Genomic DNA, 26,538 nt, shown 5'->3' with positions numbered 1-26,538 from the left:
AAACAGCGGACCGAGCGAGGGCCGCCTTTTCTTGCGGCTTGAAGCTTGAAGCTTGCAGCTAAAGAGGTTTTTGAGCATGTCCACCACCGAACACCCCAGCGACCTGATCCGCGCCCGCGACCTCGAGGGCGTCGACGTGTGGGCGCTGCCCAGCTTCGACCCGGAACCTGAGCCCGAGCCGGAACCTGAGCCGGAAATCATCGAGCAAGAAGTCGAAGAGGTGCCGCTGGAGGAAGTCCAGCCACTGACCCTCGAAGAGCTCGAGGCTATCCGCCAGGAGGCCTACAACGAAGGCTTCGCCACCGGCGAGCGCGAGGGCTTCCACAGCACCCAGCTGAAGGTGCGCCAGGAGGCCGAGGTGGCCTTGGCGGCCAAGCTCACCAGCCTCGAACAGGTCATGAGCCATCTGCTTGAGCCGATCGCCGAGCAGGACACCCAGATCGAGAAAGCGCTGGTATTGCTGGTGGCCGGCATCGCCCGCCAGGTCATCGGCCGCGAGCTGCGCGGCGACTCGAGCCAGATCACCCATGTGCTGCGCGAGGCGCTGAAACTGCTGCCGATGGGCGCCGACAACATCCGTATCCACCTCAATCCGCAGGACTTCGAGCTGGCCAAGGCCTTGCGCGAGCGCCACGAGGAAAACTGGAAACTGCTCGAGGACGAGGCCTTGCTGCCGGGTGGCTGCCGCATCGAAACAGCCCATAGCCGCATCGACGCGACCATGGAGACCCGGATCGAGAAGGCCGTGGCGCAACTGTTCGACCAGTCCCACGATCAGGCCCTGCACCCCGCCGCAGCTGATATCCACGTCGACATCGACCCGCCAGCAGGTGCGACCGATGCGCCTTGACCGCACCAGTTTCGGCAAGCGCCTGCAAGGCTACGCCGACGCGGTGAAGCTGCCGGAGCAGCCGATCGTCGAGGGGCGCCTGCTGCGCATGGTCGGCCTGACCCTCGAGGCCGAAGGGCTGCGGGCGGCGGTTGGCAGCCGTTGCCTGGTGATCAATGACGACAGTTATCACCCGGTGCAGGTCGAGGCCGAGGTCATGGGCTTTGCCGGCAGCAAGGTGTTCCTCATGCCGGTGGGCAGCATCGTTGGCCTGGCGCCCGGTGCCCGAGTGGTGCCACTGGACGACAGCGGTCGCCTGCCCATGGGCATGAGCATGCTCGGCAGGGTGCTCGATGGTGCCGGTCGTGCGCTGGACGGCAAGGGTGGGATGAAGGCCGAGGACTGGGTGCCGATGGACGGCCCGATCATCAACCCGCTCAACCGCGATCCGATCAGTCAGCCGCTGGATGTCGGTATTCGCAGCATCAACGGCCTGCTCACGGTCGGTCGCGGCCAGCGCCTGGGGCTGTTCGCCGGTACCGGTGTCGGCAAGTCGGTGCTGCTGGGCATGATGACCCGTTTCACCGAGGCGGAGATCATCGTGGTCGGGCTGATCGGCGAGCGGGGGCGCGAGGTGAAGGAGTTCATCGAGCACATCCTCGGCGAGGAAGGGCTCAAGCGCTCGGTGGTGGTGGCGTCGCCCGCCGACGATGCGCCGTTGATGCGCCTGCGGGCGGCGATGTACTGCACGCGCATCGCCGAGTACTTTCGCGACAAGGGCAAGAATGTCCTGCTGCTGATGGATTCGCTGACCCGGTTTGCCCAGGCCCAGCGGGAAATCGCCCTGGCCATCGGCGAGCCGCCGGCCACTCGTGGCTATCCGCCATCGGTATTCGCCAAGCTGCCCAAGCTGGTGGAGCGGGCTGGCAACGGCGAGCCCGGAGGCGGTTCGATCACCGCGTTCTACACCGTGCTGTCGGAGGGCGACGATCAGCAGGACCCGATTGCCGACTCGGCGCGTGGGGTGCTAGATGGTCACTTCGTGCTATCCCGGCGCCTGGCCGAGGAAGGGCACTATCCGGCCATCGATATCGAGGCGTCGATCAGTCGGGTCATGCCCCAGGTGGTCGATCCCGATCACTTGCGCCAGGCGCAGAAGTTCAAGCAGCTGTGGTCGCGCCTGTCGCAGAGCCGCGACCTGATCAGCGTTGGCGCCTATGTCGCCGGCGGCGATCCGGAAACCGACCTGGCCATCGCTCTGCAGTCCAAGCTGGTGGAGTTCCTGCGTCAGCGCCTGGATGAAAACGTCGGCATGGCCCAGAGCCGTGAGCAGCTGGGCGCGATCTTCGCGCCGCCGGCGGGCTGATAGGCCATGAGCCAGCCCAGCCGAGCCGCGCGTCTGGCGCCGGTGGTCGAGATGGCCGAGGAGGCCGAGCGCAAGGCCGCCCAGCGCCTGGGGCATTTCCAGAAGCTGCTGAGCGACGCCCAGGCCAAGCTGGCCGAGCTCGAGAGCTTTCGCGAGGCGTACCAGCAGCAGTGGATCAACCGTGGCTCGCAAGGGGTCGACGGCAACTGGCTGGTCAATTACCAGCGCTTCCTGGGGCAGCTGGAAACGGCCATGACCCAGCAGCGCCAGAGCATGACCTGGCACCAGAACAACCTCAACAATGCGCGCAATACCTGGCAGCAGGCCTATGCCCGGGTCGAGGGATTGCGCAAGCTGGTACAGCGTTACCTGGACGAAGCCCGTAGGGCCGAGGACAAGCGCGAGCAGAAGCTGCTCGACGAACTCTCTCAACGCCTGCCGCGCCAGAGCCACCCCTGATCGACCTGGCTTGTGCCTGTAGACAATGTATTGACTCAGCAAGGCTTGAGGTCGGCGCGATCCCTGTGGGAGCGGCTTTAGCCGCGAACACCGGCAAAGCCGGTGCCATCCACCGCGTCCACTGCTTCGCGGGTAAACCCGCTCCCACAGGATGTGTGCTGGTCGGGCAATCATGGCTCCCAGCGCAACAGCGCAGCCCGGCGGGGCGCCATGCAACCTCGAGTCCGCCGCCTTGCACCTGCCGCCAGCGCCTGCTAAACCTTCAGGAGTCGCATTCGCCATCATCGAAGGAATCGCTCGCATGGCAGTCGAAACTGATTTTTCACAGGATGGGAAAAAGCTCACGATCAGGGTCAAAGGTCGTTTCGATTTCGGCAAGCATCAGGAGTTTCGCGACGCTTATGAGCGTCGGAACGCCAAGCCAGACTCGGTGGTGGTCGACCTGAAGGAGACCACGTACCTCGACAGCTCGGCGCTGGGCATGCTGTTGCTGCTGCGCGATCACGTCGGTGGCGAGGACTCGGATATCCGCGTGGTCCATGCCAGCCCTGACGTGCGCAAGATCCTGGCTATCTCCAACTTCGAAAAGCTGTTCGATATCAGTTGAGCATCGTCATGCCCGCCGATCAGGCGTTGACCGTACTGGTGGCCGAGGATGGAGCCGCGGATCGCCTGTTGCTGGCGCAGATCGTCCGGCGCCAGGGGCACGAGGTGTTCACTGCCGAGAACGGCGAGCAGGCAGTCGCCTTGTTCATCGAGCGGCGGCCGCAGCTGGTGCTGCTCGATGCCTTGATGCCGGTGATGGATGGTTTCGAAGCCGCGCGGCGGATCAAGGCGCTGGCGGGCGAGGCGTTGGTGCCGATCATCTTCCTCACTTCCCTCAACGAAGAGGAGGCGCTGGTGCGTTGCCTGGAAGCCGGGGGCGACGATTTCATGGCCAAGCCCTACAGTGCGGTGATCCTTGGCGCCAAGATCCGCGCCATGGACCGTCTGCGCCGTCTGCAAGCCACGGTGCTCGAGCAGCGCGACCAGATTACCCGGCATCACCACCACCTGCTCAACGAGCAGCGGGTGGCCAAGGCGGTATTCGACAAGGTGGCGCATTCCGGCTGTCTGAATGCGCCGAATATCCGCTATCTACAGTCCCCTTACGCCTTGTTCAACGGCGATCTGTTGTTGGCCGCGTTCACGCCGTCCGGCGACATGCACGTGCTGCTGGGCGATTTCACCGGGCACGGCCTGCCCGCGGCGGTGGGCGCGATGCCGCTGGCGGAGGTGTTCTACGGCATGACCGCCAAGGGATACGGGCTGGTTGAAACGTTGCGGGAGATGAATGCCAAGCTCAAGCGCATCCTGCCCGTGGACATGTTCTGCTGTGCCTTGCTGATGAACCTGAGTTTCCAGCGTGCCACGGTAGAGGTGTGGAATGGCGGGATGCCGGATGGCTATCGACTGGATGCCGAGGGTGAGGTGCTGGCATTGCTGCCTTCGCGTCATCTGCCGCTGGGCATCCTGGCGCCGGAGCGGTTCGATGCGACTACGGAGGTGTTGCCGCTTGCCCCGGGCGAGCGGCTGTTCCTGCTTTCCGATGGCGTGGTCGATACCGCAGACGACCAGGAGCGCCTGTTCGGTGTCACGCGACTGCGTCAGGTGCTGGCGCGCAATCTGCGTCCGGAGCGTCTGTTCGATGAAGTGATGGCGGCGCTGGAGAGCTTCGGCGGGCGGCCTCGGGATGACATCAGCCTGTGTGACATCCGCATGCTGGAGCCGGGCCAGGTATTGCCGCAGCCCGTGGTCTATTCCGACAGCGGGCGCTCCAGTCCGCTGGACTGGTCGATGCGCTTCGAGTTGCGTGGGGAAAGCCTCGGCCGTTTCAATCCGGTGCCCTACCTGGTGCAACTGTTGCAGGAGGTTCACGGTCTGCGCCCCAGTGGCGGCCGTTTGCACGCGGTGCTCAGCGAGCTTTACGCCAATGCGCTCGAGCATGGCGTGCTGGGCCTGGACTCGCGGCTCAAGCGCGACGCCCAGGGTTTCTCCGAGTACTATCGCCAGCGTGGCGAGCGCCTGGCCCGACAGGTCGACGGCTGCATTGCCATCGCCCTGCGGGTGGAACCTCGGGCCGCGGGTGGGCATCTGATGATCGAGGTCCGTGACAGCGGCGCAGGATTCGATGTGGGCTCCGTGCTTGACGCTGCACCGGGGCGTGGGTTCAGTGGGCGTGGTGTAAGCCTGGTGCGACGCTTGGCGGACCGTGCCCAGTGGCTGGAGGATGGGCGTCTGGCCCAGGTGGTGTTCGAATGGTGAGTCCGCGCGGGCGGGTTGCCCGTGCTCGGGCGTACTGAGGCTTGATCAGGGAGCGAACAAGTGGAAACGCATATCGATCAGAAGGTGCTGAGTGACCTGCGCGAGGTCATGGAGGAGGGGTACCTGCAATTGCTGGAAACCTTTCTCGAGGACTCCGAGCGTCGCTTGAGCCAGCTGCATGAAGCCAAGGATGCCGGCGAGCTCGGCCTGGCCGCGCACAGCTTCAAGGGTAGCAGCAGCAACATGGGCGCCGTCGGGCTTGCCGGCCTTTGCCAGCAACTGGAGGAGCGCGTGCGCGACCAGTCGCTCTATGGCATCGAGGACCTGATCAACCGCATCGATCAGGAGTACCTTGAGGTGCAACGCTTCTATCGTGGCGAGCGGGAACGAATTTCCGCGAGCTAGGAATATCTGGCGCGAGTCTTGCTAATCCAAGCTCCAGACGTAATTTTCCAGATGCTGGAGCGGAGACTTTTCCATGCCTGTCGCACCCAACCCTCTATTGCAAGCCGGCTCCGTGAGCAAGGTGTCGCGGCCGGCTGCCGGCGTGGCGGACAAGCCGCAGCAGGGCGGCGGCTTCGATCAGGTCATGGCCGGCCAGGGGCGCGACAGTGTTTCTGCGCGGGATGACAAACCGACCCGGCCAGCGGCGCAGGCGAGCGCCAAGCAGCAATCGGAGCCTGCCGCCAGCGGCAAGCAACAGGCCAATGGCGCGCCAGCGGTTGCCGATGACGGCAAGGTTTTGCCAGGGGATGTGAAAACTCAGGCGCTGAGCGACGCCGAGGACGCCGACAGCCAGGAGGCTTCGCCAGCCCTCGATGCCAGTCTGGTGGCGGGCCAGGTGACCGATGCCCAGCCAGGCGCGCAGTTGCTTCAGGCGCAGGCCGAAGCGGTCGCGCCGGTCCTGCAGGCCGCGGTCCAGCCTGCCGCGCAATCGACTCCGCCAGCGCCGACGCCGGCAGAGGCCGAAGCGTTCGATCCCGCTGCCGACCCGCTGGCGAACATGCCGACATTGCGCCTGGCCCTCGAGCAGGATGCCAAGGCCAAGGGCACGACCTCGGCGCATGCCACTGCCACCCGCCTCGACAGCAACCCGCAGGCCGCCGAGCCGAGTGCGGCCCCCGTCAATACCTTGGCGAACATGGTCGAGAAAACCGAGGCTGAAGCCGGGCGTGGCGAACGTGGCGACAAGGCCTTCGCGGGCCTGATCGACGATGGCCTCAAGGATCTCAAGGCTGCGGGCAGCGATACGCGGGTTGACGATTTCGCCAACCGTCTGGCCAGCCTTACCCAGGCCGCCACGGCGAAGACCGCCAATGCCGTGCCGGTCACCTCGAACCCGTTGCAGCAACCGTTGGCGATGAACCAGGGTGCCTGGGCCGAAGGCTTGGTCAACCGGGTCATGTACCTGTCCAGCCAGAACCTCAAGTCGGCGGACATTCAGCTGGAGCCCGCGGAACTGGGGCGCCTGGACATCCGCGTCAATGTCGCGGCGGACCAGCCGACCCAGATCCATTTCGTCAGCGGCCATGCCGGCGTGCGTGATGCCCTCGACAGCCAGGTGCATCGCCTGCGCGAGATGTTCGCCCAGCAGGGCTTGGCGCAACCGGACGTCAGCGTTGCCGACCAGTCCCGTGGCCAGCAGCAACAGCAGGCCCAGCAGGGTGAGTCGAATCTGTCCGGGGTTGCCGCGCGCCGCGCCGAAGCGGGCGGGGAGGGCGGGGAGCCTGGCAATGCCGTGCGTCCGGTCGAGCACCAGGTGGTGGTGGGCGACAGTGCGGTGGACTACTACGCCTGACGCGTGGTCCCGTCGCGGGGCAAGCCCGCTCCCACGCTGGTGAGATTTGCAGCGCTGTTCCCTGCTCGGCGGCGCGGCCCGAAGGGGCGGGGACGATTCACACCTCGCGCCTGACAAATCTGGCATAACACTTGCTCAAGCCACGTCATCCTTCTTTGAAACCGCGATGGACGACGGATTATTGGCATGGCGAAGAGCGACGCAGTGAAAGACCCCGCCACTAAAGGCAAACTCAAGTTGATCCTGCTGCTGGTGCTGGCCCTGCTTCTGGCGGTCGGCCTGTCGGTGGGCGCGACCTGGTTCTTCATGCACAAGAGCGAGTCGGCGCCGGCCCCCGAGGCGGCGCAGAGCAACGTCAAGCCCGCCGCGATCTACGAGCCGCTGGCGCCGGCCTTCGTGGTCAACTTCAACCAGAACGGCCGTCAGCGCTACATGCAGGTGAGCATCACCATGCAGGGTCGCAACCAGAGCGACCTCGACGCGCTCAAGGTGCACATGCCGGTGATTCGCAACAACCTGGTGATGATGTTTTCCGGCCAGGGCTTCGACACGCTCGCCAGCAGCGCGGTCGGCCAGGAGATGCTGCGCCAGAAAGCCACCGCGGTGGTGCAGGAAGTGGCGCAGAAGGAAATCGGCAGGCCGGTCGTCGACCAGTTGCTGTTCACCAATTTCGTATTGCAGTAGGAGCACATAGATGGCCGTGCAGGACCTGCTGTCCCAGGATGAGATCGATGCCCTGCTGCATGGGGTGGACGATGGGCTGGTACAAACCGAGAGTGCCGCCGAGCCCGGCAGCATCAAGAGCTACGACCTGACCAGTCAGGACCGTATCGTCCGGGGGCGCATGCCGACCCTGGAAATGATCAACGAGCGTTTCGCCCGCTACACCCGCATCAGCATGTTCAACCTGTTGCGTCGCTCCGCCGATGTGGCGGTGGGCGGCGTGCAGGTGATGAAGTTCGGCGAGTACGTGCATTCGCTGTATGTGCCGACCAGCCTGAACCTGGTCAAGATCAAGCCGCTGCGCGGCACCTCGCTGTTCATCCTTGACGCCAAGCTGGTGTTCAAGCTGGTGGACAACTTCTTCGGTGGCGATGGCCGTCACGCCAAGATCGAGGGTCGTGAGTTCACCCCGACCGAATTGCGCGTGGTGCGCATGGTCCTGGACCAGTGCTTCGTCGACCTCAAGGAGGCCTGGCAGGCGATCATGCCGGTCAACTTCGAGTACATAAACTCCGAGGTCAACCCAGCCATGGCCAACATCGTCGGCCCCAGCGAGGCGGTGGTGGTCTCGACCTTCCACATCGAACTCGACGGCGGTGGTGGCGACCTGCATGTGACCATGCCGTACTCGATGATCGAGCCGGTGCGCGAGATGCTCGACGCCGGCTTCCAGTCCGACCTCGACGATCAGGACGAGCGCTGGGTCAAGGCCCTGCGCGAGGACGTGCTGGACGTGAACGTGCCGCTGTCGGCCACTGTTGCCCGGCGCCAGTTGAAGCTGCGCGACATCCTGCACATGCAGCCCGGCGACGTGATTCCGGTGGAGCTGCCGGAGCACCTGGTGTTGCGCGCCAACGGCGTGCCGTCGTTCAAGGCGCGGCTGGGTTCGCACAAGGGCACCCTGTCGCTGCAGATCATCGACCCGATCGAACGCCGCTGACGGCGTGTCGGTCGCTCTAACGTATTGAATGCCTGCCGAGGAAATCATGGCTAACGAAAACGAGATCACCTCTCCCGAGGAACAGGCCCTGGCCGATGAGTGGGCGGCCGCCCTGGAAGAGACCGGCGACGCCGGCCAGGCCGACATCGACGCCTTGCTCGCCGCGGATGGGCCGTCTTCGGGCCGCCTGCCGATGGAGGAGTTCGCCAGTTCGCCCCGACCCAGTGACAACGTCAGCCTCGAAGGGCCGAACCTGGATGTGATCCTGGACATTCCGGTGAGCATTTCCATGGAAGTGGGCAGCACCGAAATCAGCATCCGCAACCTGCTGCAGCTCAACCAGGGTTCGGTGATCGAGCTGGACCGCCTGGCTGGCGAGCCGCTGGATGTGCTGGTCAACGGCACGCTGATCGCCCATGGCGAGGTGGTGGTGGTCAACGAGAAGTTCGGCATCCGCCTGACCGACGTGATCAGCCCCAGCGAACGTATCAAGAAGCTGCGCTGAGTGAAGGGCATGATGCGGGGTTTCACGGCCCTTGGCGCGCTGCTGGCCAGTGAGGCGGTGATCGCCGCGGCCGAGCCTGCTGCGGCGCCAGCTGCTCCGTTGCCGGGAGGCATGGGCGCGCAACTGGCGCAGATGGTCTTCGGCCTGTTGCTGGTGGTCGGCCTGATCTTCGCCCTGGCCTGGTTGCTGCGACGCATGCAGGGCAACGCCCAGCGCGGTGCCCAGGTCATCGAGATCGTCGGCAGCCGGGCCATCGGCCCGCGCGATCGGCTGCTGCTGGTGCAGGTCGGCAAGGAGCAGATCCTCATCGGCCACACGCCGGGCAGCATCGAGGCCCTGCATGTGCTGGCCGAGCCCGTGGATGTGCCCGCCGCGGCGCGCCAGGCCACGCCGGAATTCGCCCAGCGGCTGCTCGAGCTGATGGGCAAGGATCAGAAGGACAAGATGTGATGAGCGGCGCACTGCGCGTGTTGTTGACCCTGGCGCTGCTGCTGGCCGCGCCGTTGGCCCTGGCCGCCGACCCACTGTCGATTCCGGCCATCACCCTGTCGAGCGGGGCGGACGGGCAGCAGGAATATTCGGTCAGCCTGCAGATCCTGCTGATCATGACGGCGCTGAGCTTCATTCCGGCGTTCGTCATCCTGATGACCAGCTTCACCCGCATCATCATCGTCTTCTCCATCCTGCGCCAGGCCCTGGGTCTGCAGCAGACGCCGTCGAACCAGGTGCTCACTGGCATGGCGCTGTTCCTGACCCTGTTCATCATGGCGCCGGTGTTCGATCGGGTGAACAAGGATGCCCTGCAGCCTTACCTGGCCGAGCAGATGACCGCCCAGCAGGCCATCGACAAGGCCCAGGGGCCGTTGAAGGACTTCATGCTGGCGCAGACCCGGCAGAGCGATCTCGATCTGTTCATGCGCCTGTCCAAGCGCACCGACATCGCTGGGCCCGACCAGGCGCCGCTGACCATCCTGGTGCCGGCGTTCGTCACCTCCGAGCTCAAGACCGCGTTCCAGATCGGTTTCATGATCTTCATCCCGTTCCTGATCATCGACATGGTGGTCGCCAGCGTGCTGATGGCCATGGGCATGATGATGCTGTCGCCGCTGATCATCTCGCTGCCGTTCAAGATCATGCTGTTCGTGCTGGTCGATGGCTGGGCGCTGATCATGGGGACCCTGGCCGGTAGTTTCGGCGGCGTCTGACGTTGCCAAGGAGAACCTCGCATGACCCCTGAAGTCGCTGTCGATCTGTTCCGTGACGCGCTGTGGCTGACCACCCTGATCGTCGCCGTGCTGGTGGTGCCGAGCCTGCTGGTTGGCCTGGTGGTGGCGATGTTCCAGGCCGCCACGCAGATCAACGAACAGACCCTGAGCTTCCTGCCGCGTCTGTTGGTGATGTTGGTCACGCTGATCATCGCCGGGCCGTGGCTGGTGCAGAAGTTCATGGAGTACTTCACGGGCCTGTACACCAGCATTCCGCACCTGATCGGTTGAGGGCGCCATGCTGGAGCTGACCGACACGCAGATCGGCACCTGGGTCGCCACCTTCATCCTGCCGCTGTTCCGGGTAATGGCGGTGCTGATGACCATGCCGATCTTCGGCACCAAGATGCTGCCGGCACGGGTGCGTCTGTATGCGGCCGTGGCGATCACCGTGGTCATCGTGCCGGGCCTGCCGCCGCTACCCGAGATCGATCCGCTCAGCTTGCGTGGCGTGCTGCTGTGCTTCGAGCAGGTCATCGTCGGGGCGTTGTTCGGGTTCTCCCTGCAGTTGCTGTTCCAGGCCTTCGTCATCGCCGGGCAGATTGTCGCGGTGCAGATGGGCATGGCCTTCGCCTCCATGGTCGATCCGGCCAACGGCGTCAACGTCACGGTGATCAGCCAGTTCATGACCATGCTGGTGAGCGTGCTGTTCCTGCTGATGAACGGCCACCTGGTGGTGTTCGAGGTGCTGACCGAGAGCTTCACCACGCTGCCGGTGGGCAGTGCCCTGGTGGTCAATCATTTCTGGGAGATGGCTGGGCGCCTGAGCTGGGTGATGGCGGCGGCGCTGTTGCTGATCCTGCCGGCGATCGCCGCGCTGCTGGTGGTCAACATCGCTTTTGGCGTAATGACCCGCGCCGCGCCGCAGCTGAACATCTTCTCCATCGGTTTCCCGCTCACCCTGGTGTTGGGCATGGGCATCTTCTGGGTCGGCCTGGCCGACATTCTCCCCCATTACCAGGCACTGGCCAGCGAAGCGCTGCAGTGGCTGCGTGAACTGGCACGGGCGCGCTGAGCATGGCAGAGAGCGAAAGCGGTCAGGACAAGACAGAGGAGCCCACCGAGAAGCGCAAGCGTGACGCGCGCGAGAAGGGTGAGGTTGCCCGCTCCAAGGAGCTGAACACGGTCGCGGTGACCCTGGCCGGTGCCGGTGGCTTGCTGGCGTTTGGCGGTTATCTGGCGGAAACCCTGATGACCCTGATGCGCATGAATTTCAGCCTGACCCGTGAAGTGATCGTCGATGAGCGGAGCATGGGCGCGTTCCTGCTGGCGTCGGGCAAGATGGCGATCTGGTCGGTGCAGCCGATCCTGATCTTGCTGTTCGTCATCTCTTTCGTCGCGCCGATCGCGCTGGGTGGTTTCCTGTTCTCCGGGAGTCTGCTGCAGCCGAAGTTCAGTCGCATGAATCCGTTGTCCGGGATCAAGCGCATGTTCTCGATGAATGCGCTCACCGAGCTGCTCAAGGCAGTCGCCAAGTTCATCATGATCCTGATGGTGGCGTTGCTGGTGCTGGCCAGCGACCGGGAGGCGCTGCTGGCCATCGCCAACGAGCCGATGGAGCAGGCGATCATCCATGCCGTGCAGGTGGTGGGCTGGAGCGCTTTGTGGATGGCGGCGGGGTTGCTGCTGATCGCCGGGCTCGATGTGCCTTACCAGCTGTTCCAGTCGCACAAGAAGATGAAGATGACCAAGCAGGAGGTCAAGGACGAGTACAAGGACAGCGAGGGCAAGCCTGAGGTCAAGCAGCGGATTCGCCAGCTGCAACGGGAGATGTCGCAGCGGCGGATGATGGCGGCGGTGCCCGAGGCGGATGTGATCATCACCAACCCGACTCATTACGCGGTGGCCTTGAAGTACGACCCGGAGAAGGGCGGTACGGCGCCTTTGCTGCTGGCCAAGGGGACTGACTTCCTGGCCCTGAAGATGCGTGAGATCGGGGTTGAGCACAAGGTGCAGATCCTTGAGTCACCGGCCCTGGCGCGGGCCATTTACTACTCGACCGAGATCGAGCAGGAGATTCCTGCGGGGTTGTACCTGGCGGTGGCGCAGGTGTTGGCCTATGTGTTCCAGATTCGGCAGTATCGGGCTGGGCGGGGGAAGGCGCCGGAGCCGTTGAAGAAGGATCTGCCTATTCCTGATGATTTGCGGCGGGATAGTTGAGGTTATTGGGTTATTGGGTTATTGGGTTATTGGGTTATTGGGTTTTTGGGTTGTTTTGAAAGTTGTATGCGCATTCATTTGCGATGTCGACGCATAGTCACCTTTCCGCCCTTACGGCGGGTCACTTTTTGTCAAACGCGACAAAAAGTAACCAAAAAACGCTGCGCTCCATTCATCCGGCCCTACGCTTCGCTCCGGGTCCCCTCACTCCGGCCTTGCTCCCGGGAGGACCGCGCTGAACGGCCCATCCTGGGCCGCAGCGCTTGACGGGCATCCATGCCCGTCACCTCCCTCCGCAAGGCCTGCGTTCGGCCTCCTGAAGTCGCGAAGTTACGGGCGGCGACTGGGCTGGCGCAGCTGACGCTAGTTGCACTTCTGTGATCTCCAGGGCCCTTTCGCGGGTAAACCCGCTCCCACAGGGTTATGCACATTTTCAACTTGCACCACTCTCCTGTGGGAGCGGGTTTACCCGCGAAAGGGCCGGAACAACCAATATATAAATAACTGCCAAGAGCTAATTTGAAGTTTCTGCTCTTGCTCTTGCTCTTGCTTCTAAGCGCGCGCTAGTTCAAGCGCCGCCAATTGCGACTTCAGGAGGCCGAGCGGAGTTCTTGCGAAGGGAGGTGACGGGCATGGATGCCCGTCAAGCGCTGCGGCCCAGGATGGGCCGTTCAGCGCGGTCCTCCCGGGAGCAAGAACGGAGCGAGGGAACCCCGGAGCGAAGCGTAGGGGCCGGATGAATGGAGCGAGGATTTTTTGGTTACTTTTTGATCCTTCAAAAAGTAACCCGCCGTAAGGGCGGAAAGGTGACTGTGCGTCACCATCGCCAATGAATGCGCATAAAAAAATCAAAACCCACTCTCTTGAGGCCAAAGCCAAAGCCCCGATTTCCCCAGCCTGGAAAAAGTTGGAAAGCTTCTTGCAGAGGCAGCGCCAGGCGCCACCCAGGCGTCAAAGTTTTGCCTGAAGAGGAATCGCGGTGGATCGCACTCAGTTAATCAGCAACGCCCGTAACAACCTGGCCGGTCTCGGCCGGGGCAACGTCGGCGTGCCGCTGCTGTTGCTGGTGATGCTGGCAATGATGATGCTGCCGATCCCGCCGTTCCTGCTCGACGTGTTCTTCACCTTCAACATCGCCCTGTCCATCGTGGTCCTGCTGGTCTGCGTCTATGCCCTGCGCCCACTGGATTTCGCCGCCTTCCCGACCATCCTGCTGGTGGCGACCCTGCTGCGCCTGGCGTTGAACGTGGCCTCCACCCGCGTGGTCATGCTCCACGGCCAGGAAGGCCACGGCGCCGCGGGCAAGGTGATCCAGGCCTTCGGTGAGGTGGTGATCGGCGGCAACTACGTGGTCGGCGCGGTGGTCTTCGCCATCCTCATGATCATCAACTTCGTGGTGGTGACCAAGGGTGCCGGACGCATCTCCGAGGTGAGCGCGCGCTTCACCCTCGACGCCATGCCCGGCAAGCAGATGGCCATCGACGCCGACCTCAATGCCGGCCTCATCGACCAGGCCCAGGCCAAGGCCCGCCGCTCCGAAGTCGCCCAGGAAGCCGAGTTCTACGGCTCCATGGACGGCGCCAGCAAGTTCGTTCGCGGCGACGCCATCGCCGGCCTGCTGATCCTGTTCATCAACCTGATCGGCGGCATGCTCATCGGCATGCTGCAGCACGGCATGACCTTCAGCGACGCCGGCAAGGTCTACGCCCTGCTGACCATCGGTGACGGTTTGGTGGCGCAATTGCCATCGCTGCTGCTGTCCACCGCCGCCGCGATCATGGTCACCCGTGCCTCCGGCTCGGAAGACATGGGCAAGCTCATCAATCGGCAGATGTTCGACTCGCCCAAGGCCCTGGCCGTCTCTGGCGCGCTGATGATCATCATGGGCCTGGTGCCGGGCATGCCCCACGTCGCCTTCCTCAGCCTGGGCGCGTTGGCGGGCGGTGGTGCCTACTTCGTCTGGAAGAAGCAGCAGAAAGCCAAGCTGGCCGCTCAGCAGGAGGCCCAGCGCCAGCAAGACCTGCTGCCCTCGCCGCAGCGTGCGATGGAGACCAAGGAGCTGGGCTGGGATGACGTCACGCCCATCGACATGATCGGCCTCGAGGTCGGCTACCGCCTGATCCCGCTGGTGGACCGCAACCAGGGCGGGCAGTTGCTGGCGCGGATCAAGGGTGTGCGCAAGAAGCTCTCCCAGGACCTGGGCTTTCTCATGCCCACCGTGCACATCCGCGACAACCTCGACCTGCAGCCCAGTGCCTATCGCCTGACGCTGATGGGGGTGATCCTGGCGGAGGCCGAGATCTACCCGGACCGTGAACTGGCAATCAATCCGGGCCAGGTGTTCGGCACCCTCAACGGCATCGCCGCGCGCGACCCGGCCTTCGGCCTGGAAGCGGTCTGGATCGATGTCGGCCAGCGCGCGCAGGCACAATCGCTGGGCTACACGGTGGTCGACGCCAGCACCGTGGTCGCCACCCACCTCAACCAGATACTGCAGAAGCATTGTCATGAGCTGATAGGTCACGAGGAGGTCCAGCAACTGCTGCAGGTACTGGCCAAGGCATCGCCAAAGTTGGCCGAAGAGCTGGTGCCGGGTGTCATTTCCTTGTCGGGGCTGCTCAAGGTCTTGCAGGCATTGCTTGCCGAGCAGGTGCCGGTGCGTGATATTCGCAGCATTGCCGAGGCCATCGCCAATAACGCGATGAAGAGTCAAGATACCGCCGCGTTGGTGGCGGTCGTGCGGGTCGGATTGTGTCGCGCTATCGTGCAAAGCATTGTCGGTGTTGAGTCCGAGCTGCCTGTGATCACCCTGGAACCAAGGTTGGAACAAATCTTGCTCAATAGTCTGCAAAGGGCCGGGCAGGGTCAGGAAGAGGGTGTTCTTCTTGAGCCGAGCATGGCCGAGAAGCTTCAGCGTTCGTTGATCGAGGCGGCCCAGCGCCAGGAAATGCAGGGCCAGCCGGCCATCCTTCTGGTCGCCGGCCCGATCCGCGCCATGCTGTCGCGCTTCGGTCGCCTGGCTGTACCGAATTTGCATGTTTTGGCGTATCAGGAAATACCTGACAACAAGCAAGTCACCATCGTTGCCACCGTGGGCCCCAACGGCTGAGGTAGTGGGTTATGCAAGTTAAGCGTTTTTTCGCCGCCGATATGCGTCAGGCCATGAAGCTGGTCCGGGATGAGCTGGGCTCCGATGCCGCCATCATCGGCAACCGGCGCATCGCCGGCGGTGTCGAACTGACGGCCGCGCTGGACTACAAGCTGTCCGCCCTGGCCCCGCGTGTGCCCAACGTCGAGCTCGAGGACGAGCTGCGCAAGACGCAGTCGCGCATCGTCACCGCCCAGGCCGAACTGAGTGGGCGCAGCGAGGCCAGCGAGGGTAACCGACAGCTGTTCGCCGGCCAGTCGCTGACCGCCGCCGAGCCGCTGATCGAGCCGCATGCCGATGAGCCCGCGCCAGCGTCGACGCCTGTGGCGGCGCCGGTCGATCCGCGCCTGTTCGATGCCATGCGCAGCGAGCTCAATGGCCTGCGCGAACTGCTCGAAGTACAGCTGGGCTCGCTGGCCTGGGGTCAGTTGCAGGGCAGCAAGCCGCAACAGGCCAACCTCTGGCGTCGCCTGCAGCGCCTGGGTCTGTCCGGTGGGCTGGCTCGCGAGCTGCTCGACCTGACTGCGGGAATAGAAGAGCCGCGCCATGCCTGGCGCATGGTTCTGGCGCACCTGGCACGGATGATCGAGGTGCCCGAGATCGAACCGATCGAGGAGGGCGGGGTGATCGCCATGGTCGGCCCGGCCGGCATGGGCAAGACCACCACCCTGGCCAAGCTGGCCGCGCGCTACGTGCTCAAGTACGGCGCAAGCAACCTGGCGTTGGTCAGCATGGACAGTTTCCGCATTGGCGCCCAGGAGCAGCTCAAGACCCTGGGGCGCATCCTCAACGTGCCGGTCACCTACGTCGATCCGGGCGAGTCCCTGGCCCAGGCGCTGGAGCCGCTGCTGCGCAAGCGCGTGGTGCTGATCGACACCGCCGGCCTGCAGGCCAGCGACCCGGCCCTGCGCATGCAGCTGGAAACCCTGGCCGGACGTGGCATCGCCGCCAAGAACTACCTGGTGCTGGCGACCACCAGCCAGAAGCAGGTGCTCACCGCCGCCTACCACAGCTACAAGCGCTGTGGCCTGGCCGGGTGCATCCTGACCAAGCTCGATGAGACGGCTTGCCTCGGCGAAGTGCTGAGCCTGGCCATCAGTCATGAATTGCCGGTGGCCTATCTGACCGATGGGCCGCGCATTCCTGACGACCTGCAGCTGCCACGCAAGCACCAGCTGGTGAGCCGTGCGGTCAGCGTGCAGTTGCAGGACGAGCCCAGCGACGAGGCCATGGCCGACATGTTCGCTGATCTCTACCACAACCCTGGCAAGCGCGCGGGTTGAAGGTGAATACTGTGCAAAGTACCTACATCATGGGGTTGCCCGGCCTGTACGTGGCCTTGAGTGTTCAGCCCCTCATGTGGCCTGGGTCCAAGCGAGACAAGGTAAAGAACAGACATGGGTAGCATGCATCCCGTACAGGTAATCGCCGTGACCGGCGGCAAGGGTGGCGTCGGCAAGACCAACGTTTCAGTGAACCTGTCGCTGGCGCTAGCCGAGCTCGGCCGTCGGGTCATGTTGCTGGACGCCGACCTGGGCCTGGCCAATGTCGACGTTCTGTTGGGGCTCACGCCCAAACGCACCCTCGCCGACGTCATCGAGGGCCGCTGCGAGCTGCGTGATGTGCTGCTGCAGGGGCCCGGCGGTGTGCGCATCGTGCCTGCGGCCTCGGGCACGCAGAGCATGGTGCACCTGGCGCCTGCGCAGCATGCCGGCCTGATCCAGGCCTTCAGCGACATCGGCGACAACCTCGATGTGCTGGTGATCGACACCGCCGCGGGCATCGGCGAATCGGTGGTCAGCTTCGTGCGCGCCGCGCAGGAAGTGCTGCTGGTGGTGTGCGACGAGCCGACCTCGATCACCGATGCCTACGCCCTGATCAAGCTGCTCAACCGCGATTACGGGATGAATCGATTCCGTGTGCTGGCCAACATGGCCCAGAGCCCGCAGGAGGGCCGCAACCTCTTCGCCAAGTTGACCAAGGTCACGGACCGCTTCCTCGACGTCGCCCTACAATACGTCGGCGCCGTGCCTTACGACGAATGTGTGCGCAAGGCGGTGCAGAAGCAGCGGGCGGTCTATGAAGCCTTCCCTCGGTCCAAGTGCGCGCTGGCCTTCAAGGCCATCGCGCAGAAGGTCGACAGCTGGCCGCTGCCTGCCAACCCGCGCGGTCACCTTGAATTCTTCGTCGAGCGCCTGGTGCAGCCCACCAGTGCAGGGCCCGTCCTATGAGTGCGAGCGGTTTCAAGATGTACAGCAAGGCGTCCAAGGATGCTCAGTACGAGCTGATCGAACGCTACGCGCCGCTGGTCAAGCGTATCGCCTATCACCTGCTGGCGCGCCTGCCGGCCAATGTCCAGGTGGAAGACCTGATCCAGGCCGGCATGATTGGCCTGCTGGAAGTCGCCAACAAGTACGACGCCAGCAAGGGCGCCAGCTTCGAGACCTACGCCGGCATCCGCATTCGCGGCGCCATGCTCGACGAGGTGCGCAAGGGGGACTGGGCGCCGCGTTCGGTCCATCGCAATACGCGCATGGTCAGCGATGCGATTCGTTGTGTCGAAGCAAAGACGGGGCGCGACGCTAAAGATCACGAAGTTGCTGCCGAACTCCAATTGAGTCTCGATGATTACTACGGGATTCTGAACGACACCTTGGGCAGTCGCCTGTTTAGTTTCGACGACTTGCTGCAGGACGGCGAACACGAGGGGCTGCACGAGGACGGCGCCAGCGGCCAGCTGGAGCCATCGCGGGACCTGGAGGACGAGCGCTTCCAGGCCGCGCTGGCCGATGCCATCGCCAACCTGCCGGAGCGCGAGCGTCTGGTGCTGGCGCTGTACTACGACGAAGAGCTGAACCTCAAGGAAATCGGTGAGGTGCTGGGGGTCAGCGAATCGCGTGTCAGCCAACTGCACAGCCAGTGCGCGGCGCGCCTGCGCAGCCGTCTGGGTGAGTGGCGGGCGCGTTGAGCCAAGGTTCGCTGCAGTCGTTTTTTGTGGTGCCGAATTGATTGACTGCGCGCTCGGCGCCGAGCGCGTTTAAGACTGCTTGGAGGTCTAATTGAACAAAGACATGAAAATCCTCATCGTTGACGATTTTTCGACGATGCGGCGGATCATCAAGAACCTGTTGCGTGACCTGGGCTTCACCAACACCTCGGAAGCCGACGATGGCAATACCGCGCTGCCGATGCTCGAGAGCGGGCACTTCGATTTCCTGGTAACCGACTGGAACATGCCTGGTATGTCCGGTATCGAGTTGCTGCGCAAGGTCCGCGCCGACGAGCGACTGAAGCACCTGCCGGTGTTGATGGTCACCGCCGAGGCCAAGCGCGAGCAGATCATCGAAGCGGCCCAGGCCGGGGTCAACGGCTACGTGGTCAAGCCTTTCACCGCCCAGGTGCTGAAAGAAAAGATCGAGAAGATCTTCGAGCGCGTCAACGGCTGAGTCATGTCAGGGGGCGCCATGGAGTCACAGAACAACTCTCTGGGTGAGTTTGAATCAACCCTGAAGAAGCATGCCCAGGAACTGGTCGAGAGCCTCGAGCGTGGCCGTTTCGGCGAAGCCGTGCAGCTTATCCACCAGCTGAACCAGACCCGCGATCGCGGTCTGTACCAGGAGGTGGGCAAGCTGACCCGCGAGCTGCACAGCGCGATCGTCAGCTTCCAGATCGACCCGGCGATGCCGCAGGCCGAGGAAGTCTCGCAGATCACCGATGCGACCGAGCGACTCTCGTATGTGGTTCGTCTCACCGAGGGCGCCGCCAACCGCACCATGGACCTGGTGGAGGAGAGCACCCCGGTGCTCAACGAGCTGGCCACCGAGGCGCAGAACCTGTCCGCCGACTGGCAGCGCTTCATGCGCCGCGAGGTGGCGGCGCCGGAATTCCGCGAGCTGGTCAAGCGCGTCGACGGTTTCCTGGCGCACAGCGCCGAAGGCAATCGCAAGGTTGCCGGCCACCTCAACGACATTCTGCTGGCTCAGGACTATCAGGACCTGACCGGCCAGGTAATCAAGCGGGTTACCGCGCTGGTTACCGAAGTAGAAAGCAATCTGCTCAAGCTCGTGCTGATGGCCAGTCAGGTCGACCGCTTTGCCGGGATCGAACATGACCACCAGCAGCTGCGTGCTGAAAAAGATCAAGAAAAACATCCGACTCGGGGTGAAGGTCCGCAGATTCATGCCGATAAGCGTGAAGACGTCGTATCCGGTCAGGACGATGTCGACGATCTGCTGTCCAGCCTGGGTTTTTAAGGAGCACGTTTAATGAGCTTCGGCGCCGATGAAGAAATCCTCCAGGATTTCCTGGTAGAAGCCGGCGAAATCCTCGAGCAACTGTCCGAGCAACTGGTCGAGCTGGAAAGCCGGCCCGATGACGCGGACCTGCTCAATGCGATTTTCCGCGGTTTCCACACTGTAAAAGGGGGCGCCGGCTTCCTTCAGCTCAACGAGCTGGTGGAGTGCTGCCATATCGCCGAGAACGTGTTCGACATCCTGCGCAAAGGTGAACGCCGGGTCGACGCGGAGTTGATGGACGTGGTGCTCGAGGCGCTCGACACGGTCAACAGCATGTTCGGCCAGGTGCGCGAGCGCAGCGACGTCACCCCTGCCACGCCTGAGCTGCTGGCGGCGCTGGCGCGCCTGGCCGAGCCAGGAGGCGCCGAAGCCCCGGCAGCGGTGGCCGAGGTCGCGCCGGTGAGCGAGCCTGCCGCCGAGCCGGATATCACCGACACCGAGTTCGAACAGCTGCTCGACTCCCTCGATGCGGTCAAGGCCGAGGCCGCTGTTCACGAGCAGATGCTGGGTGAGACCGTCAGCGGCAATGCGGACGAGATCACCGATGCCGAGTTCGAATCGCTGCTCGACCAGTTGCATGGCAAGGGCCAGTTCTCTGCGCAAACCGCCGTCGGCGAAGCCGCTGCTGCGGCGCCCTCCAGCGACGAGATCACCGACGACGAATTCGAGTCGCTGCTCGACCAATTGCATGGCAAGGGCACGTTCGCCGTCGATGCGCTGCCGGGCGCCGTGGCGCCTGCGGCGAGCGCCGCGCCGGCTGCGGCCGACGAGAACATCACCGAACACGAGTTCGAGGCGCTGCTGGATCAGCTGCACGGCAAGGGCAAGTTCTCCGGTGACGCTGTCGCCGCCGAAGCGCCTGTCGCCGCGGTGGCCGCCGCGCCGAAGGCCGAGGTCAAGCCTGTCGCCAAGCCGGCTCCCGCGCCTGCGGCCGCCAAACCCGCCGCCGCGCCCCGTGCCCCGGCCCCCAGCGCCGACAAGCATGGCGCCAGCGAGGCGGAAACCACGGTGCGCGTCGATACCGCGCGCCTGGATGAGATCATGAACATGGTCGGCGAACTGGTGCTGGTGCGTAACCGCCTGGTGCGCCTGGGCCTGAACAGCGGCGACGAGGCCATGTCCAAGGCCGTGTCGAACCTCGACGTAGTCACCGCCGACCTGCAGACCGCGGTGATGAAGACCCGCATGCAGCCGATCAAGAAGGTCTTCGGGCGCTTCCCGCGCCTGGTGCGCGACCTCGCCCGGCAGTTGAAGAAAGAGATCAATCTGGAGCTGGTCGGCGAAGAAACCGACCTGGACAAGAACCTTGTCGAGGCGCTGGCCGACCCGCTGGTGCACCTGGTGCGCAACGCCGTCGACCATGGCGTCGAGATGCCGGACGAGCGCGAAGCTTCCGGCAAGGCCCGCACGGGCCGGGTGGTGCTGTCCGCCGAGCAGGAGGGCGACCACATCCTGCTGTCGATCTCCGACGACGGCAAGGGCATGGACCCGAGCGTGCTGCGCGCCAAGGCCGTGGAAAAGGGCCTGATGGACAAGGACGCTGCCGACCGCCTGAGCGAGTCCGACTGCTACAACCTGATCTTCGCCCCGGGCTTCTCGACCAAGACCGAGATTTCCGACGTGTCCGGCCGCGGCGTGGGCATGGATGTGGTGAAGACCAAGATCTCCCAGCTCAATGGCTCGATCAATATCTTCTCGGCCAAGGGGCAGGGCTCGAAGATCGTCATCAAGGTACCGCTGACCCTGGCGATCATGCCGACGCTGATGGTGATGCTGGGCAACCAGGCCTTCGCCTTCCCGCTGGTCAACGTCAACGAGATCTTCCACCTGGACCTGTCGCGTACCAACGTGGTCGACGGCCAGGAAGTGGTGATCGTGCGCGACAAGGCGCTGCCGTTGTTCTACCTCAAGCGCTGGCTGGTCCAGGACCATGAGCACGAGGAGCAGCGCGAGGGGCATGTGGTGATCCTGTCGGTCGGCACCCAGCGCATCGGCTTCGTCGTCGACCAGCTGGTGGGCCAGGAAGAGGTGGTGATCAAGCCGCTGGGCAAGATGCTGCAGGGCACCCCGGGCATGTCCGGCGCGACCATCACCGGTGACGGCCGTATCGCGCTGATTCTCGACGTTCCGAGCATGCTCAAGCGTTACGCCGCCCGGCGTATTTGATTTCGGCGGCGCGCCCTGGCGGGTGCGCCGTCTAATGGAGTGTTTATGGCAGTCAAGGTCCTGGTGGTGGATGATTCCGGTTTCTTCCGCCGCCGTGTCTCGGAAATTCTCTCGGCGGACCCGACGATCCAGGTCGTGGGCACCGCGACCAACGGCAAGGAAGCGATCGACCAGGCGCTGGCGCTCAAGCCCGATGTCATCACCATGGACTACGAGATGCCCATGATGGATGGCATCACCGCGGTGCGGCACATCATGCAACGCTGCCCGACACCGGTGCTGATGTTCTCCTCGCTGACCCACGAAGGCGCCCGCGTCACCCTCGACGCCCTGGATGCCGGCGCGGTCGACTACCTGCCGAAGAACTTCGAGGACATCTCCCGCAACCCGGAGAAGGTCAAGCAGATGCTGTGCGAGAAGGTCCACACCATCTCGCGCAGCAACCGACGTTTCAGCGGCTATTCCAGCCCGGCGCCCAGCGCTGCACCGGTGTCGGCCAGCAGCCATGCGCCGGCCAGCAGCTTCACCAGCACGGCCTCGCGGCCGGCGCCTGCGGCGCGTACCGTGGCAGCGCCGGCCAGCCATTCGCCGGCGCCCAAGCGCAAGCCCTACAAGCTGGTCGCCATCGGCACCTCCACGGGTGGGCCGGTGGCCCTGCAGCGCGTGCTTACCCAGCTGCCGGCCAATTTCCCGGCGCCCATCGTGCTGATCCAGCACATGCCGGCGGCCTTCACCAAGGCGTTCGCCGAACGCCTGGACAAGCTGTGCAAGATCAATGTCAAGGAAGCCGAGGACGGTGACGTGCTGCGCCCAGGCCTGGCGCTGCTGGCCCCGGGCGGCAAGCAGATGATGGTCGACGGCCGTGGCACGGTGAAGATTCTGCCGGGTGACGAGCGCCTGAACTACAAGCCCTGCGTGGACATCACCTTCGGTTCCGCGGCCAAGTCCTATGGCGACAAGGTACTGTCGGTAGTCCTCACCGGCATGGGCGCCGATGGCCGCGAGGGCGCGCGCCTGCTCAAGCAGGGCGGCAGCACCGTGTGGGCGCAGGATGAAGCCAGCTGCGTGATCTATGGCATGCCGATGGCCATCGTCAAGGCCAACCTGGCCGATGCCGTGTACAGCCTGGACGAGATCGGCAAGCATCTGGTCGAGGCGTGCGGCTGATGGATGTCCTGAGCCTTATCGGCCTGATCCTCGCCTTCGTCGCCATCGTCGGTGGCAACTTCCTCGAAGGTGGCCACGCCGGCGCGCTGCTCAATGGCCCGGCGGCCCTGATCGTGCTCGGCGGCACCCTGGCGGCGGCGCTGCTGCAATCGCCGCTGTCGTCGTTCAAGCGCGCGCTGCAGATCGTGCGCTGGATTTTCTTCCCGCCACGGGTGGACCTGGCCGGTGGCATCGACCGGGTGGTGAACTGGAGCCTGACCGCGCGCAAGGAGGGGCTGCTGGGCCTGGAGGGCGTGGCCGATGCCGAGCCCGATCCGTACGCGCGCAAGGGCCTGCAACTGTTGGTCGATGGCGCCGAGCCGGAGGCCATCCGCAGCATTCTCGAAGTCGATTTCCTGACCCAGGAAAGCCGTGATATCCAGGCCGCCAAGGTGTTCGAGAGCATGGGCGGCTATGCGCCGACCATCGGCATCATCGGTGCGGTGATGGGCCTGATCCATGTGATGGGAAACCTGGCCGATCCTTCGCAATTGGGCAACGGCATTGCCGTGGCCTTCGTCGCCACCATCTATGGCGTGGCCAGCGCCAACCTGATCCTGCTGCCGGTCGCCAACAAGCTCAAGGCCCTCACCCTGCGCCAGTCGCGCTACCGCGAGATGCTGCTCGAGGGCCTGCTGTCGATCGCCGAAGGCGAAAACCCGCGCTCGATCGAACTGAAGCTGCAAGGCTTCATGGAGTAGGCCATGGCCCGCCGTCGTCATACCGAGGAGCATGAAAACCACGAACGCTGGCTGGTGTCGTATGCCGACTTCATCACCTTGCTGTTCGCCTTCTTCGTGGTCATGTACTCGATTTCCTCGATCAACGAGGGCAAGTACAAGGTGATTTCCCAGGCGTTGCTCGGGGTGTTCAACGATCCTGACCGGAGCATGAAACCGATCCCCATCGGCGAGGAGCGACCGCTCAGCGTCAAGCCGGCCGAGCCGCTGATCAAGGACAGCGAGCAGACCGACGCGGGCCTGGCGCAGGCCAGCGTCGAGCCGCTCAAGCGCATCAGCGACGATGTGCGCGATGCCTTCGGCGACCTGATCAAGTCCGACCAGATGACCGTGCGCGGCAACGAACTGTGGGTGGAGATCGAGCTCAATTCCTCGCTGCTGTTCGCCAGTGCCGACGCAATGCCCAGCGATTCCGCCTTCACGATCATCGAGAAGGTGGCGAAGATCCTCAAGCCGTTCGCCAACCCCGTGCATGTCGAGGGGTTCACCGACAACCTGCCGATCCGCACCGCTCAGTACCCGACCAACTGGGAGCTGTCGTCGGCGCGGGCGGCGAGCATCGTGCGCCTGCTGGCCATGGAAGGGGTCAACCCGGCACGGATGGCCTCGGTCGGCTACGGCGAGTACCAGCCGGTGGCCAGCAACGACACCGCCGAAGGTCGTTCGCGCAACCGTCGCGTGGTGCTGGTGATTTCGCGCAATCTTGAAGTGCGCCGCAGCCTGACCGGCAGCGGTAGCGCCAACGCCACCCCGGATGCCGCGTTGCGGCGGGCTGGCACACAAAGTGCACCAGCCACGCCAGCACCGTCGACCGGGGGATGATTCCGTCAAATCCCCGTCATTGAATTTCACACCGTTCCCGGCAGGGCAGGCGGCCATCCCGGGAGGAAGCAACGCACGATGAGAGTCTGGGCAGTAGCCAATCAAAAGGGTGGCGTCGGCAAGACCACCACCACCATCGCCCTCGCTGGCCTGCTGGCCGAGGCGGGCAAGCGCGTGGTCGTCGTCGACCTCGACCCGCACGGCTCGATGACCAGCTACTTCGGGCACAATCCCGACGCGCTGGAGCACAGCTGCTACGACCTGTTCCTGCACAAGGGCGCGGTGCCCGAAGGCTTGCCTGGCCAGCTGTTGCTGCCGACCAGCGACGAGCGCATCTCGCTGCTGCCGTCGAGCACCGCGCTGGCCGTGCTGGAGCGTCAGTCGCCCGGTCAGAGCGGCCTGGGCCTGGTGATCGCCAAGAGTCTGGCGCAGCTGTGGCAGGATTTCGACTTCGCCTTGATCGACAGCCCGCCCTTGTTGGGCGTACTGATGGTCAACGCCCTGGCCGCCAGCCAGCAACTGGTGATCCCGGTGCAGACAGAGTTTCTCGCGGTCAAGGGCCTGGAACGCATGGTCAGCACCCTGGGCATGATCAACCGCTCACGCAAGCAGGCGCTGCCGTACCAGATCGTTCCGACCTTGTTCGACCGCCGAACCCAGGCTTCGCTCGGCACGCTGAAGGTGCTGCGCGATACCTACGGCGACCAGGTCTGGCAGGGATACATTCCCGTCGACACGCGTCTGCGCGATGCCAGCCGCAATGGCCTCACACCGTCGCAGTTCGACGGCAAGAGCCGTGGCGTGGTGGCCTACCGGGCGCTGCTCAAGCACCTGCTCACCTATCGCGCTTCGCTGCAGGTGGCGTGATGAATCAGCCCCGCGAGATTATTTCCAAACCCCAGATGGCCCTGCAGTCCTATCTCGATGGGTTGCTGCAGGAGGCGACCGAATTCGTCGAGCTGCCCGAGGCACTTGACGCGCCGCCGATCGAACAGCAATCGCGCGACGAATTCGAGGCGGCGGTCCGTGAGGAACAGGCGCGCGATGCGCAGCGCCAGACCGTGTCCGATGGAGCGCTTGCGCGGCCTTTTGCCGAACCACCGGTACAGGTCCTGCCGATCACTCTGCCGCCTGCGCGGCCTCTGGAACCGCCTGTCGTCAGCGTCGTAGAAACCGAAGTCGCGGTCGATACCAGCGTTGCGCTGGCGACCGACACGCCGTCCATCGAGCCCGTCGCGCCGCTGGTCGATCTGCATGTGCCAGCACCTGGCGCGCCGACGCCACCGGCGACGGTCGACGGGCGTCCGACATGGGCCGCCGAGCCGTTCGAGTGCCTGCTGTTCGATGTCGCCGGACTGACCCTGGCGGTACCGCTGGTGTGCCTGGGCTCGATCTACAGCCTCGCGGGACAGGAGCTGACGCCGCTGTTCGGCCAGCCGGACTGGTTCCTGGGCATCCTCACGTGTCAGGCGGGCAACCTCAAGGTGCTGGATACCGCCCGCTGGGTGATGCCGGACCGCTACCGCGACGATTTCCGCCAGGGCCTGCAGTACGTGATTTCCGTGCAGGGCTACGAATGGGGATTGGCCGTGCACCAGGTCAGCCGCTCGCTGCGCCTGGATCCGGCCGAGATCAAGTGGCGCAGCCAACGCGGCCAACGGCCGTGGCTGGCCGGCACGGTGATCGAACACATGTGCGCGCTGCTCGATGTCGCCGAACTGGCCGAGTTGATCGCCAGCGGCGCGGTCAAGCAACTGAACACCAAACACAACTGAAACAACGCCGCTACTGCCGCGGCCACACAGAGCACAC

27 protein-coding genes are annotated in these 26,538 nt (G+C 64.4%); all 27 read left to right on the top strand.

The window, feature by feature from the left end; genetic code table 11:
- Window positions 1-76 precede the first annotated feature (76 nt).
- The 27 genes from fliH to ACYUME_RS18390 all read left to right on the top strand — a co-directional run bounded on the left by fliH (window position 77) and on the right by ACYUME_RS18390 (window position 26,501).
- Window positions 77-850 carry a flagellar assembly protein FliH gene (gene fliH / locus ACYUME_RS18520; protein WP_460416209.1) on the top strand — a complete coding sequence of 258 codons (774 nt, stop codon included), beginning with the start codon at window positions 77-79 and terminating at the stop codon, window positions 848-850.
- Window positions 840-2,195, top strand: a complete 1,356-nt coding sequence (gene fliI / locus ACYUME_RS18515) for a flagellar protein export ATPase FliI (RefSeq protein ID WP_279882053.1) — start codon at window positions 840-842, stop codon at window positions 2,193-2,195. Before fliH ends, fliI begins: the two co-directional genes overlap by 11 nt.
- Before the next feature lie 6 nt (window positions 2,196-2,201).
- The gene (gene fliJ / locus ACYUME_RS18510; protein WP_279882050.1) at window positions 2,202-2,654 is read left to right on the top strand and encodes a flagellar export protein FliJ; all 453 of its coding nucleotides are present in this window, start codon (window positions 2,202-2,204) and stop codon (window positions 2,652-2,654) included.
- A 301-nt stretch (window positions 2,655-2,955) separates the two neighbouring features.
- Window positions 2,956-3,261 (top strand): STAS domain-containing protein, encoded by a 306-nt coding sequence (locus ACYUME_RS18505; RefSeq protein WP_460416207.1) that lies wholly within the window; start codon window positions 2,956-2,958, stop codon window positions 3,259-3,261.
- A gap of 8 nt (window positions 3,262-3,269) precedes the next feature.
- Complete coding sequence (locus tag ACYUME_RS18500; RefSeq protein ID WP_279882044.1) at window positions 3,270-4,958, top strand: fused response regulator/phosphatase; 1,689 nt, start codon at window positions 3,270-3,272, stop codon at window positions 4,956-4,958.
- A gap of 108 nt (window positions 4,959-5,066) precedes the next feature.
- A complete protein-coding gene (locus ACYUME_RS18495) occupies window positions 5,067-5,363 on the top strand; it encodes an Hpt domain-containing protein (protein WP_460419389.1) in 297 nt (98 codons plus the stop codon).
- A gap of 73 nt (window positions 5,364-5,436) precedes the next feature.
- The gene (locus tag ACYUME_RS18490) at window positions 5,437-6,756 is read left to right on the top strand and encodes a flagellar hook-length control protein FliK (RefSeq protein WP_460416205.1); all 1,320 of its coding nucleotides are present in this window, start codon (window positions 5,437-5,439) and stop codon (window positions 6,754-6,756) included.
- A gap of 186 nt (window positions 6,757-6,942) precedes the next feature.
- On the top strand, window positions 6,943-7,440 hold the full coding sequence (gene fliL, locus ACYUME_RS18485) for a flagellar basal body-associated protein FliL (protein WP_279882039.1): 498 nt from the start codon (window positions 6,943-6,945) through the stop codon (window positions 7,438-7,440).
- 10 nt (window positions 7,441-7,450) lie between these two features.
- Window positions 7,451-8,419: a flagellar motor switch protein FliM gene (gene fliM / locus ACYUME_RS18480; protein WP_279804633.1), complete on the top strand. Its 969-nt coding sequence runs from the start codon at window positions 7,451-7,453 to the stop codon at window positions 8,417-8,419.
- 46 nt (window positions 8,420-8,465) lie between these two features.
- Entirely contained in the window at window positions 8,466-8,924 is a 459-nt protein-coding gene (fliN, locus tag ACYUME_RS18475) for a flagellar motor switch protein FliN (protein ID WP_279882038.1), read from the top strand.
- 12 nt (window positions 8,925-8,936) lie between these two features.
- Window positions 8,937-9,374: a flagellar biosynthetic protein FliO gene (gene fliO, locus ACYUME_RS18470; protein WP_279882148.1), complete on the top strand. Its 438-nt coding sequence runs from the start codon at window positions 8,937-8,939 to the stop codon at window positions 9,372-9,374.
- The gene (fliP, locus tag ACYUME_RS18465) at window positions 9,374-10,129 is read left to right on the top strand and encodes a flagellar type III secretion system pore protein FliP (protein WP_279882036.1); all 756 of its coding nucleotides are present in this window, start codon (window positions 9,374-9,376) and stop codon (window positions 10,127-10,129) included. The genes fliO and fliP overlap by 1 nt, the downstream gene beginning before the upstream one ends.
- 21 nt (window positions 10,130-10,150) lie before the next feature.
- Window positions 10,151-10,420 carry a flagellar biosynthesis protein FliQ gene (gene fliQ / locus ACYUME_RS18460; RefSeq protein WP_279804628.1) on the top strand — a complete coding sequence of 90 codons (270 nt, stop codon included), beginning with the start codon at window positions 10,151-10,153 and terminating at the stop codon, window positions 10,418-10,420.
- Between the two features lie 7 nt (window positions 10,421-10,427).
- A complete protein-coding gene (fliR, locus tag ACYUME_RS18455) occupies window positions 10,428-11,204 on the top strand; it encodes a flagellar biosynthetic protein FliR (protein WP_279882033.1) in 777 nt (258 codons plus the stop codon).
- 2 nt (window positions 11,205-11,206) lie between these two features.
- Complete coding sequence (gene flhB / locus ACYUME_RS18450; protein WP_279882030.1) at window positions 11,207-12,349, top strand: flagellar biosynthesis protein FlhB; 1,143 nt, start codon at window positions 11,207-11,209, stop codon at window positions 12,347-12,349.
- A gap of 979 nt (window positions 12,350-13,328) precedes the next feature.
- Window positions 13,329-15,458 carry a flagellar biosynthesis protein FlhA gene (flhA, locus tag ACYUME_RS18445; protein ID WP_279884219.1) on the top strand — a complete coding sequence of 710 codons (2,130 nt, stop codon included), beginning with the start codon at window positions 13,329-13,331 and terminating at the stop codon, window positions 15,456-15,458.
- An 11-nt stretch (window positions 15,459-15,469) separates the two neighbouring features.
- A complete protein-coding gene (gene flhF / locus ACYUME_RS18440; RefSeq protein WP_460416203.1) occupies window positions 15,470-16,780 on the top strand; it encodes a flagellar biosynthesis protein FlhF in 1,311 nt (436 codons plus the stop codon).
- 114 nt (window positions 16,781-16,894) lie between these two features.
- On the top strand, window positions 16,895-17,728 hold the full coding sequence (gene fleN, locus ACYUME_RS18435; RefSeq protein ID WP_279804622.1) for a flagellar synthesis regulator FleN: 834 nt from the start codon (window positions 16,895-16,897) through the stop codon (window positions 17,726-17,728).
- Entirely contained in the window at window positions 17,725-18,465 is a 741-nt protein-coding gene (gene fliA, locus ACYUME_RS18430) for an RNA polymerase sigma factor FliA (RefSeq protein ID WP_279804621.1), read from the top strand. Before fleN ends, fliA begins: the two co-directional genes overlap by 4 nt.
- A 103-nt stretch (window positions 18,466-18,568) precedes the next feature.
- Window positions 18,569-18,943, top strand: coding sequence for a chemotaxis response regulator CheY (locus ACYUME_RS18425; protein ID WP_178125875.1), 375 nt, complete (start codon window positions 18,569-18,571; stop codon window positions 18,941-18,943).
- Between the two features lie 18 nt (window positions 18,944-18,961).
- The gene (locus ACYUME_RS18420; RefSeq protein WP_279884215.1) at window positions 18,962-19,750 is read left to right on the top strand and encodes a protein phosphatase CheZ; all 789 of its coding nucleotides are present in this window, start codon (window positions 18,962-18,964) and stop codon (window positions 19,748-19,750) included.
- 12 nt (window positions 19,751-19,762) lie between these two features.
- Complete coding sequence (locus tag ACYUME_RS18415) at window positions 19,763-21,958, top strand: chemotaxis protein CheA (RefSeq protein ID WP_460416201.1); 2,196 nt, start codon at window positions 19,763-19,765, stop codon at window positions 21,956-21,958.
- Between the two features lie 45 nt (window positions 21,959-22,003).
- Complete coding sequence (locus tag ACYUME_RS18410; protein ID WP_460416200.1) at window positions 22,004-23,125, top strand: protein-glutamate methylesterase/protein-glutamine glutaminase; 1,122 nt, start codon at window positions 22,004-22,006, stop codon at window positions 23,123-23,125.
- Entirely contained in the window at window positions 23,125-23,865 is a 741-nt protein-coding gene (locus ACYUME_RS18405; RefSeq protein WP_279884210.1) for a flagellar motor protein, read from the top strand. Before ACYUME_RS18410 ends, ACYUME_RS18405 begins: the two co-directional genes overlap by 1 nt.
- 3 nt (window positions 23,866-23,868) lie before the next feature.
- Window positions 23,869-24,726 carry a flagellar motor protein MotD gene (motD, locus tag ACYUME_RS18400; protein WP_460416198.1) on the top strand — a complete coding sequence of 286 codons (858 nt, stop codon included), beginning with the start codon at window positions 23,869-23,871 and terminating at the stop codon, window positions 24,724-24,726.
- 78 nt (window positions 24,727-24,804) lie between these two features.
- A complete protein-coding gene (locus ACYUME_RS18395; protein WP_279884206.1) occupies window positions 24,805-25,593 on the top strand; it encodes a ParA family protein in 789 nt (262 codons plus the stop codon).
- Window positions 25,593-26,501 (top strand): CheW domain-containing protein, encoded by a 909-nt coding sequence (locus ACYUME_RS18390; RefSeq protein WP_460416196.1) that lies wholly within the window; start codon window positions 25,593-25,595, stop codon window positions 26,499-26,501. The genes ACYUME_RS18395 and ACYUME_RS18390 overlap by 1 nt, the downstream gene beginning before the upstream one ends.
- The last annotated feature ends 37 nt before the right edge of the window (window positions 26,502-26,538 follow it).

The organism is Pseudomonas sp. microsymbiont 2 (assembly GCF_054788395.1).
This window is presented reverse-complemented; position numbering and strand designations above follow the sequence as displayed.

Excerpts from the sequence above, each read along its gene's own strand:
- fliH (WP_460416209.1), top strand. The coding sequence starts at position 77 with ATGTCCACCACCGAACACCCCAGCGACCTGATCCGCGCCCGCGACCTC.
- fliI (WP_279882053.1), top strand. The coding sequence starts at position 840 with ATGCGCCTTGACCGCACCAGTTTCGGCAAGCGCCTGCAAGGCTACGCC.
- fliJ (WP_279882050.1), top strand. The coding sequence starts at position 2,202 with ATGAGCCAGCCCAGCCGAGCCGCGCGTCTGGCGCCGGTGGTCGAGATG.
- ACYUME_RS18505 (WP_460416207.1), top strand. The coding sequence starts at position 2,956 with ATGGCAGTCGAAACTGATTTTTCACAGGATGGGAAAAAGCTCACGATC.
- ACYUME_RS18500 (WP_279882044.1), top strand. The coding sequence starts at position 3,270 with ATGCCCGCCGATCAGGCGTTGACCGTACTGGTGGCCGAGGATGGAGCC.
- ACYUME_RS18495 (WP_460419389.1), top strand. The coding sequence starts at position 5,067 with ATGGAGGAGGGGTACCTGCAATTGCTGGAAACCTTTCTCGAGGACTCC.
- ACYUME_RS18490 (WP_460416205.1), top strand. The coding sequence starts at position 5,437 with ATGCCTGTCGCACCCAACCCTCTATTGCAAGCCGGCTCCGTGAGCAAG.
- fliL (WP_279882039.1), top strand. The coding sequence starts at position 6,943 with ATGGCGAAGAGCGACGCAGTGAAAGACCCCGCCACTAAAGGCAAACTC.
- fliM (WP_279804633.1), top strand. The coding sequence starts at position 7,451 with ATGGCCGTGCAGGACCTGCTGTCCCAGGATGAGATCGATGCCCTGCTG.
- fliN (WP_279882038.1), top strand. The coding sequence starts at position 8,466 with ATGGCTAACGAAAACGAGATCACCTCTCCCGAGGAACAGGCCCTGGCC.
- fliO (WP_279882148.1), top strand. The coding sequence starts at position 8,937 with ATGCGGGGTTTCACGGCCCTTGGCGCGCTGCTGGCCAGTGAGGCGGTG.
- fliP (WP_279882036.1), top strand. The coding sequence starts at position 9,374 with ATGAGCGGCGCACTGCGCGTGTTGTTGACCCTGGCGCTGCTGCTGGCC.
- fliQ (WP_279804628.1), top strand. The coding sequence starts at position 10,151 with ATGACCCCTGAAGTCGCTGTCGATCTGTTCCGTGACGCGCTGTGGCTG.
- fliR (WP_279882033.1), top strand. The coding sequence starts at position 10,428 with ATGCTGGAGCTGACCGACACGCAGATCGGCACCTGGGTCGCCACCTTC.
- flhB (WP_279882030.1), top strand. The coding sequence starts at position 11,207 with ATGGCAGAGAGCGAAAGCGGTCAGGACAAGACAGAGGAGCCCACCGAG.
- flhF (WP_460416203.1), top strand. The coding sequence starts at position 15,470 with ATGCAAGTTAAGCGTTTTTTCGCCGCCGATATGCGTCAGGCCATGAAG.
- fleN (WP_279804622.1), top strand. The coding sequence starts at position 16,895 with ATGGGTAGCATGCATCCCGTACAGGTAATCGCCGTGACCGGCGGCAAG.
- fliA (WP_279804621.1), top strand. The coding sequence starts at position 17,725 with ATGAGTGCGAGCGGTTTCAAGATGTACAGCAAGGCGTCCAAGGATGCT.
- ACYUME_RS18425 (WP_178125875.1), top strand. The coding sequence starts at position 18,569 with ATGAAAATCCTCATCGTTGACGATTTTTCGACGATGCGGCGGATCATC.
- ACYUME_RS18420 (WP_279884215.1), top strand. The coding sequence starts at position 18,962 with ATGGAGTCACAGAACAACTCTCTGGGTGAGTTTGAATCAACCCTGAAG.
- ACYUME_RS18415 (WP_460416201.1), top strand. The coding sequence starts at position 19,763 with ATGAGCTTCGGCGCCGATGAAGAAATCCTCCAGGATTTCCTGGTAGAA.
- ACYUME_RS18410 (WP_460416200.1), top strand. The coding sequence starts at position 22,004 with ATGGCAGTCAAGGTCCTGGTGGTGGATGATTCCGGTTTCTTCCGCCGC.
- ACYUME_RS18405 (WP_279884210.1), top strand. The coding sequence starts at position 23,125 with ATGGATGTCCTGAGCCTTATCGGCCTGATCCTCGCCTTCGTCGCCATC.
- motD (WP_460416198.1), top strand. The coding sequence starts at position 23,869 with ATGGCCCGCCGTCGTCATACCGAGGAGCATGAAAACCACGAACGCTGG.
- ACYUME_RS18395 (WP_279884206.1), top strand. The coding sequence starts at position 24,805 with ATGAGAGTCTGGGCAGTAGCCAATCAAAAGGGTGGCGTCGGCAAGACC.
- ACYUME_RS18390 (WP_460416196.1), top strand. The coding sequence starts at position 25,593 with ATGAATCAGCCCCGCGAGATTATTTCCAAACCCCAGATGGCCCTGCAG.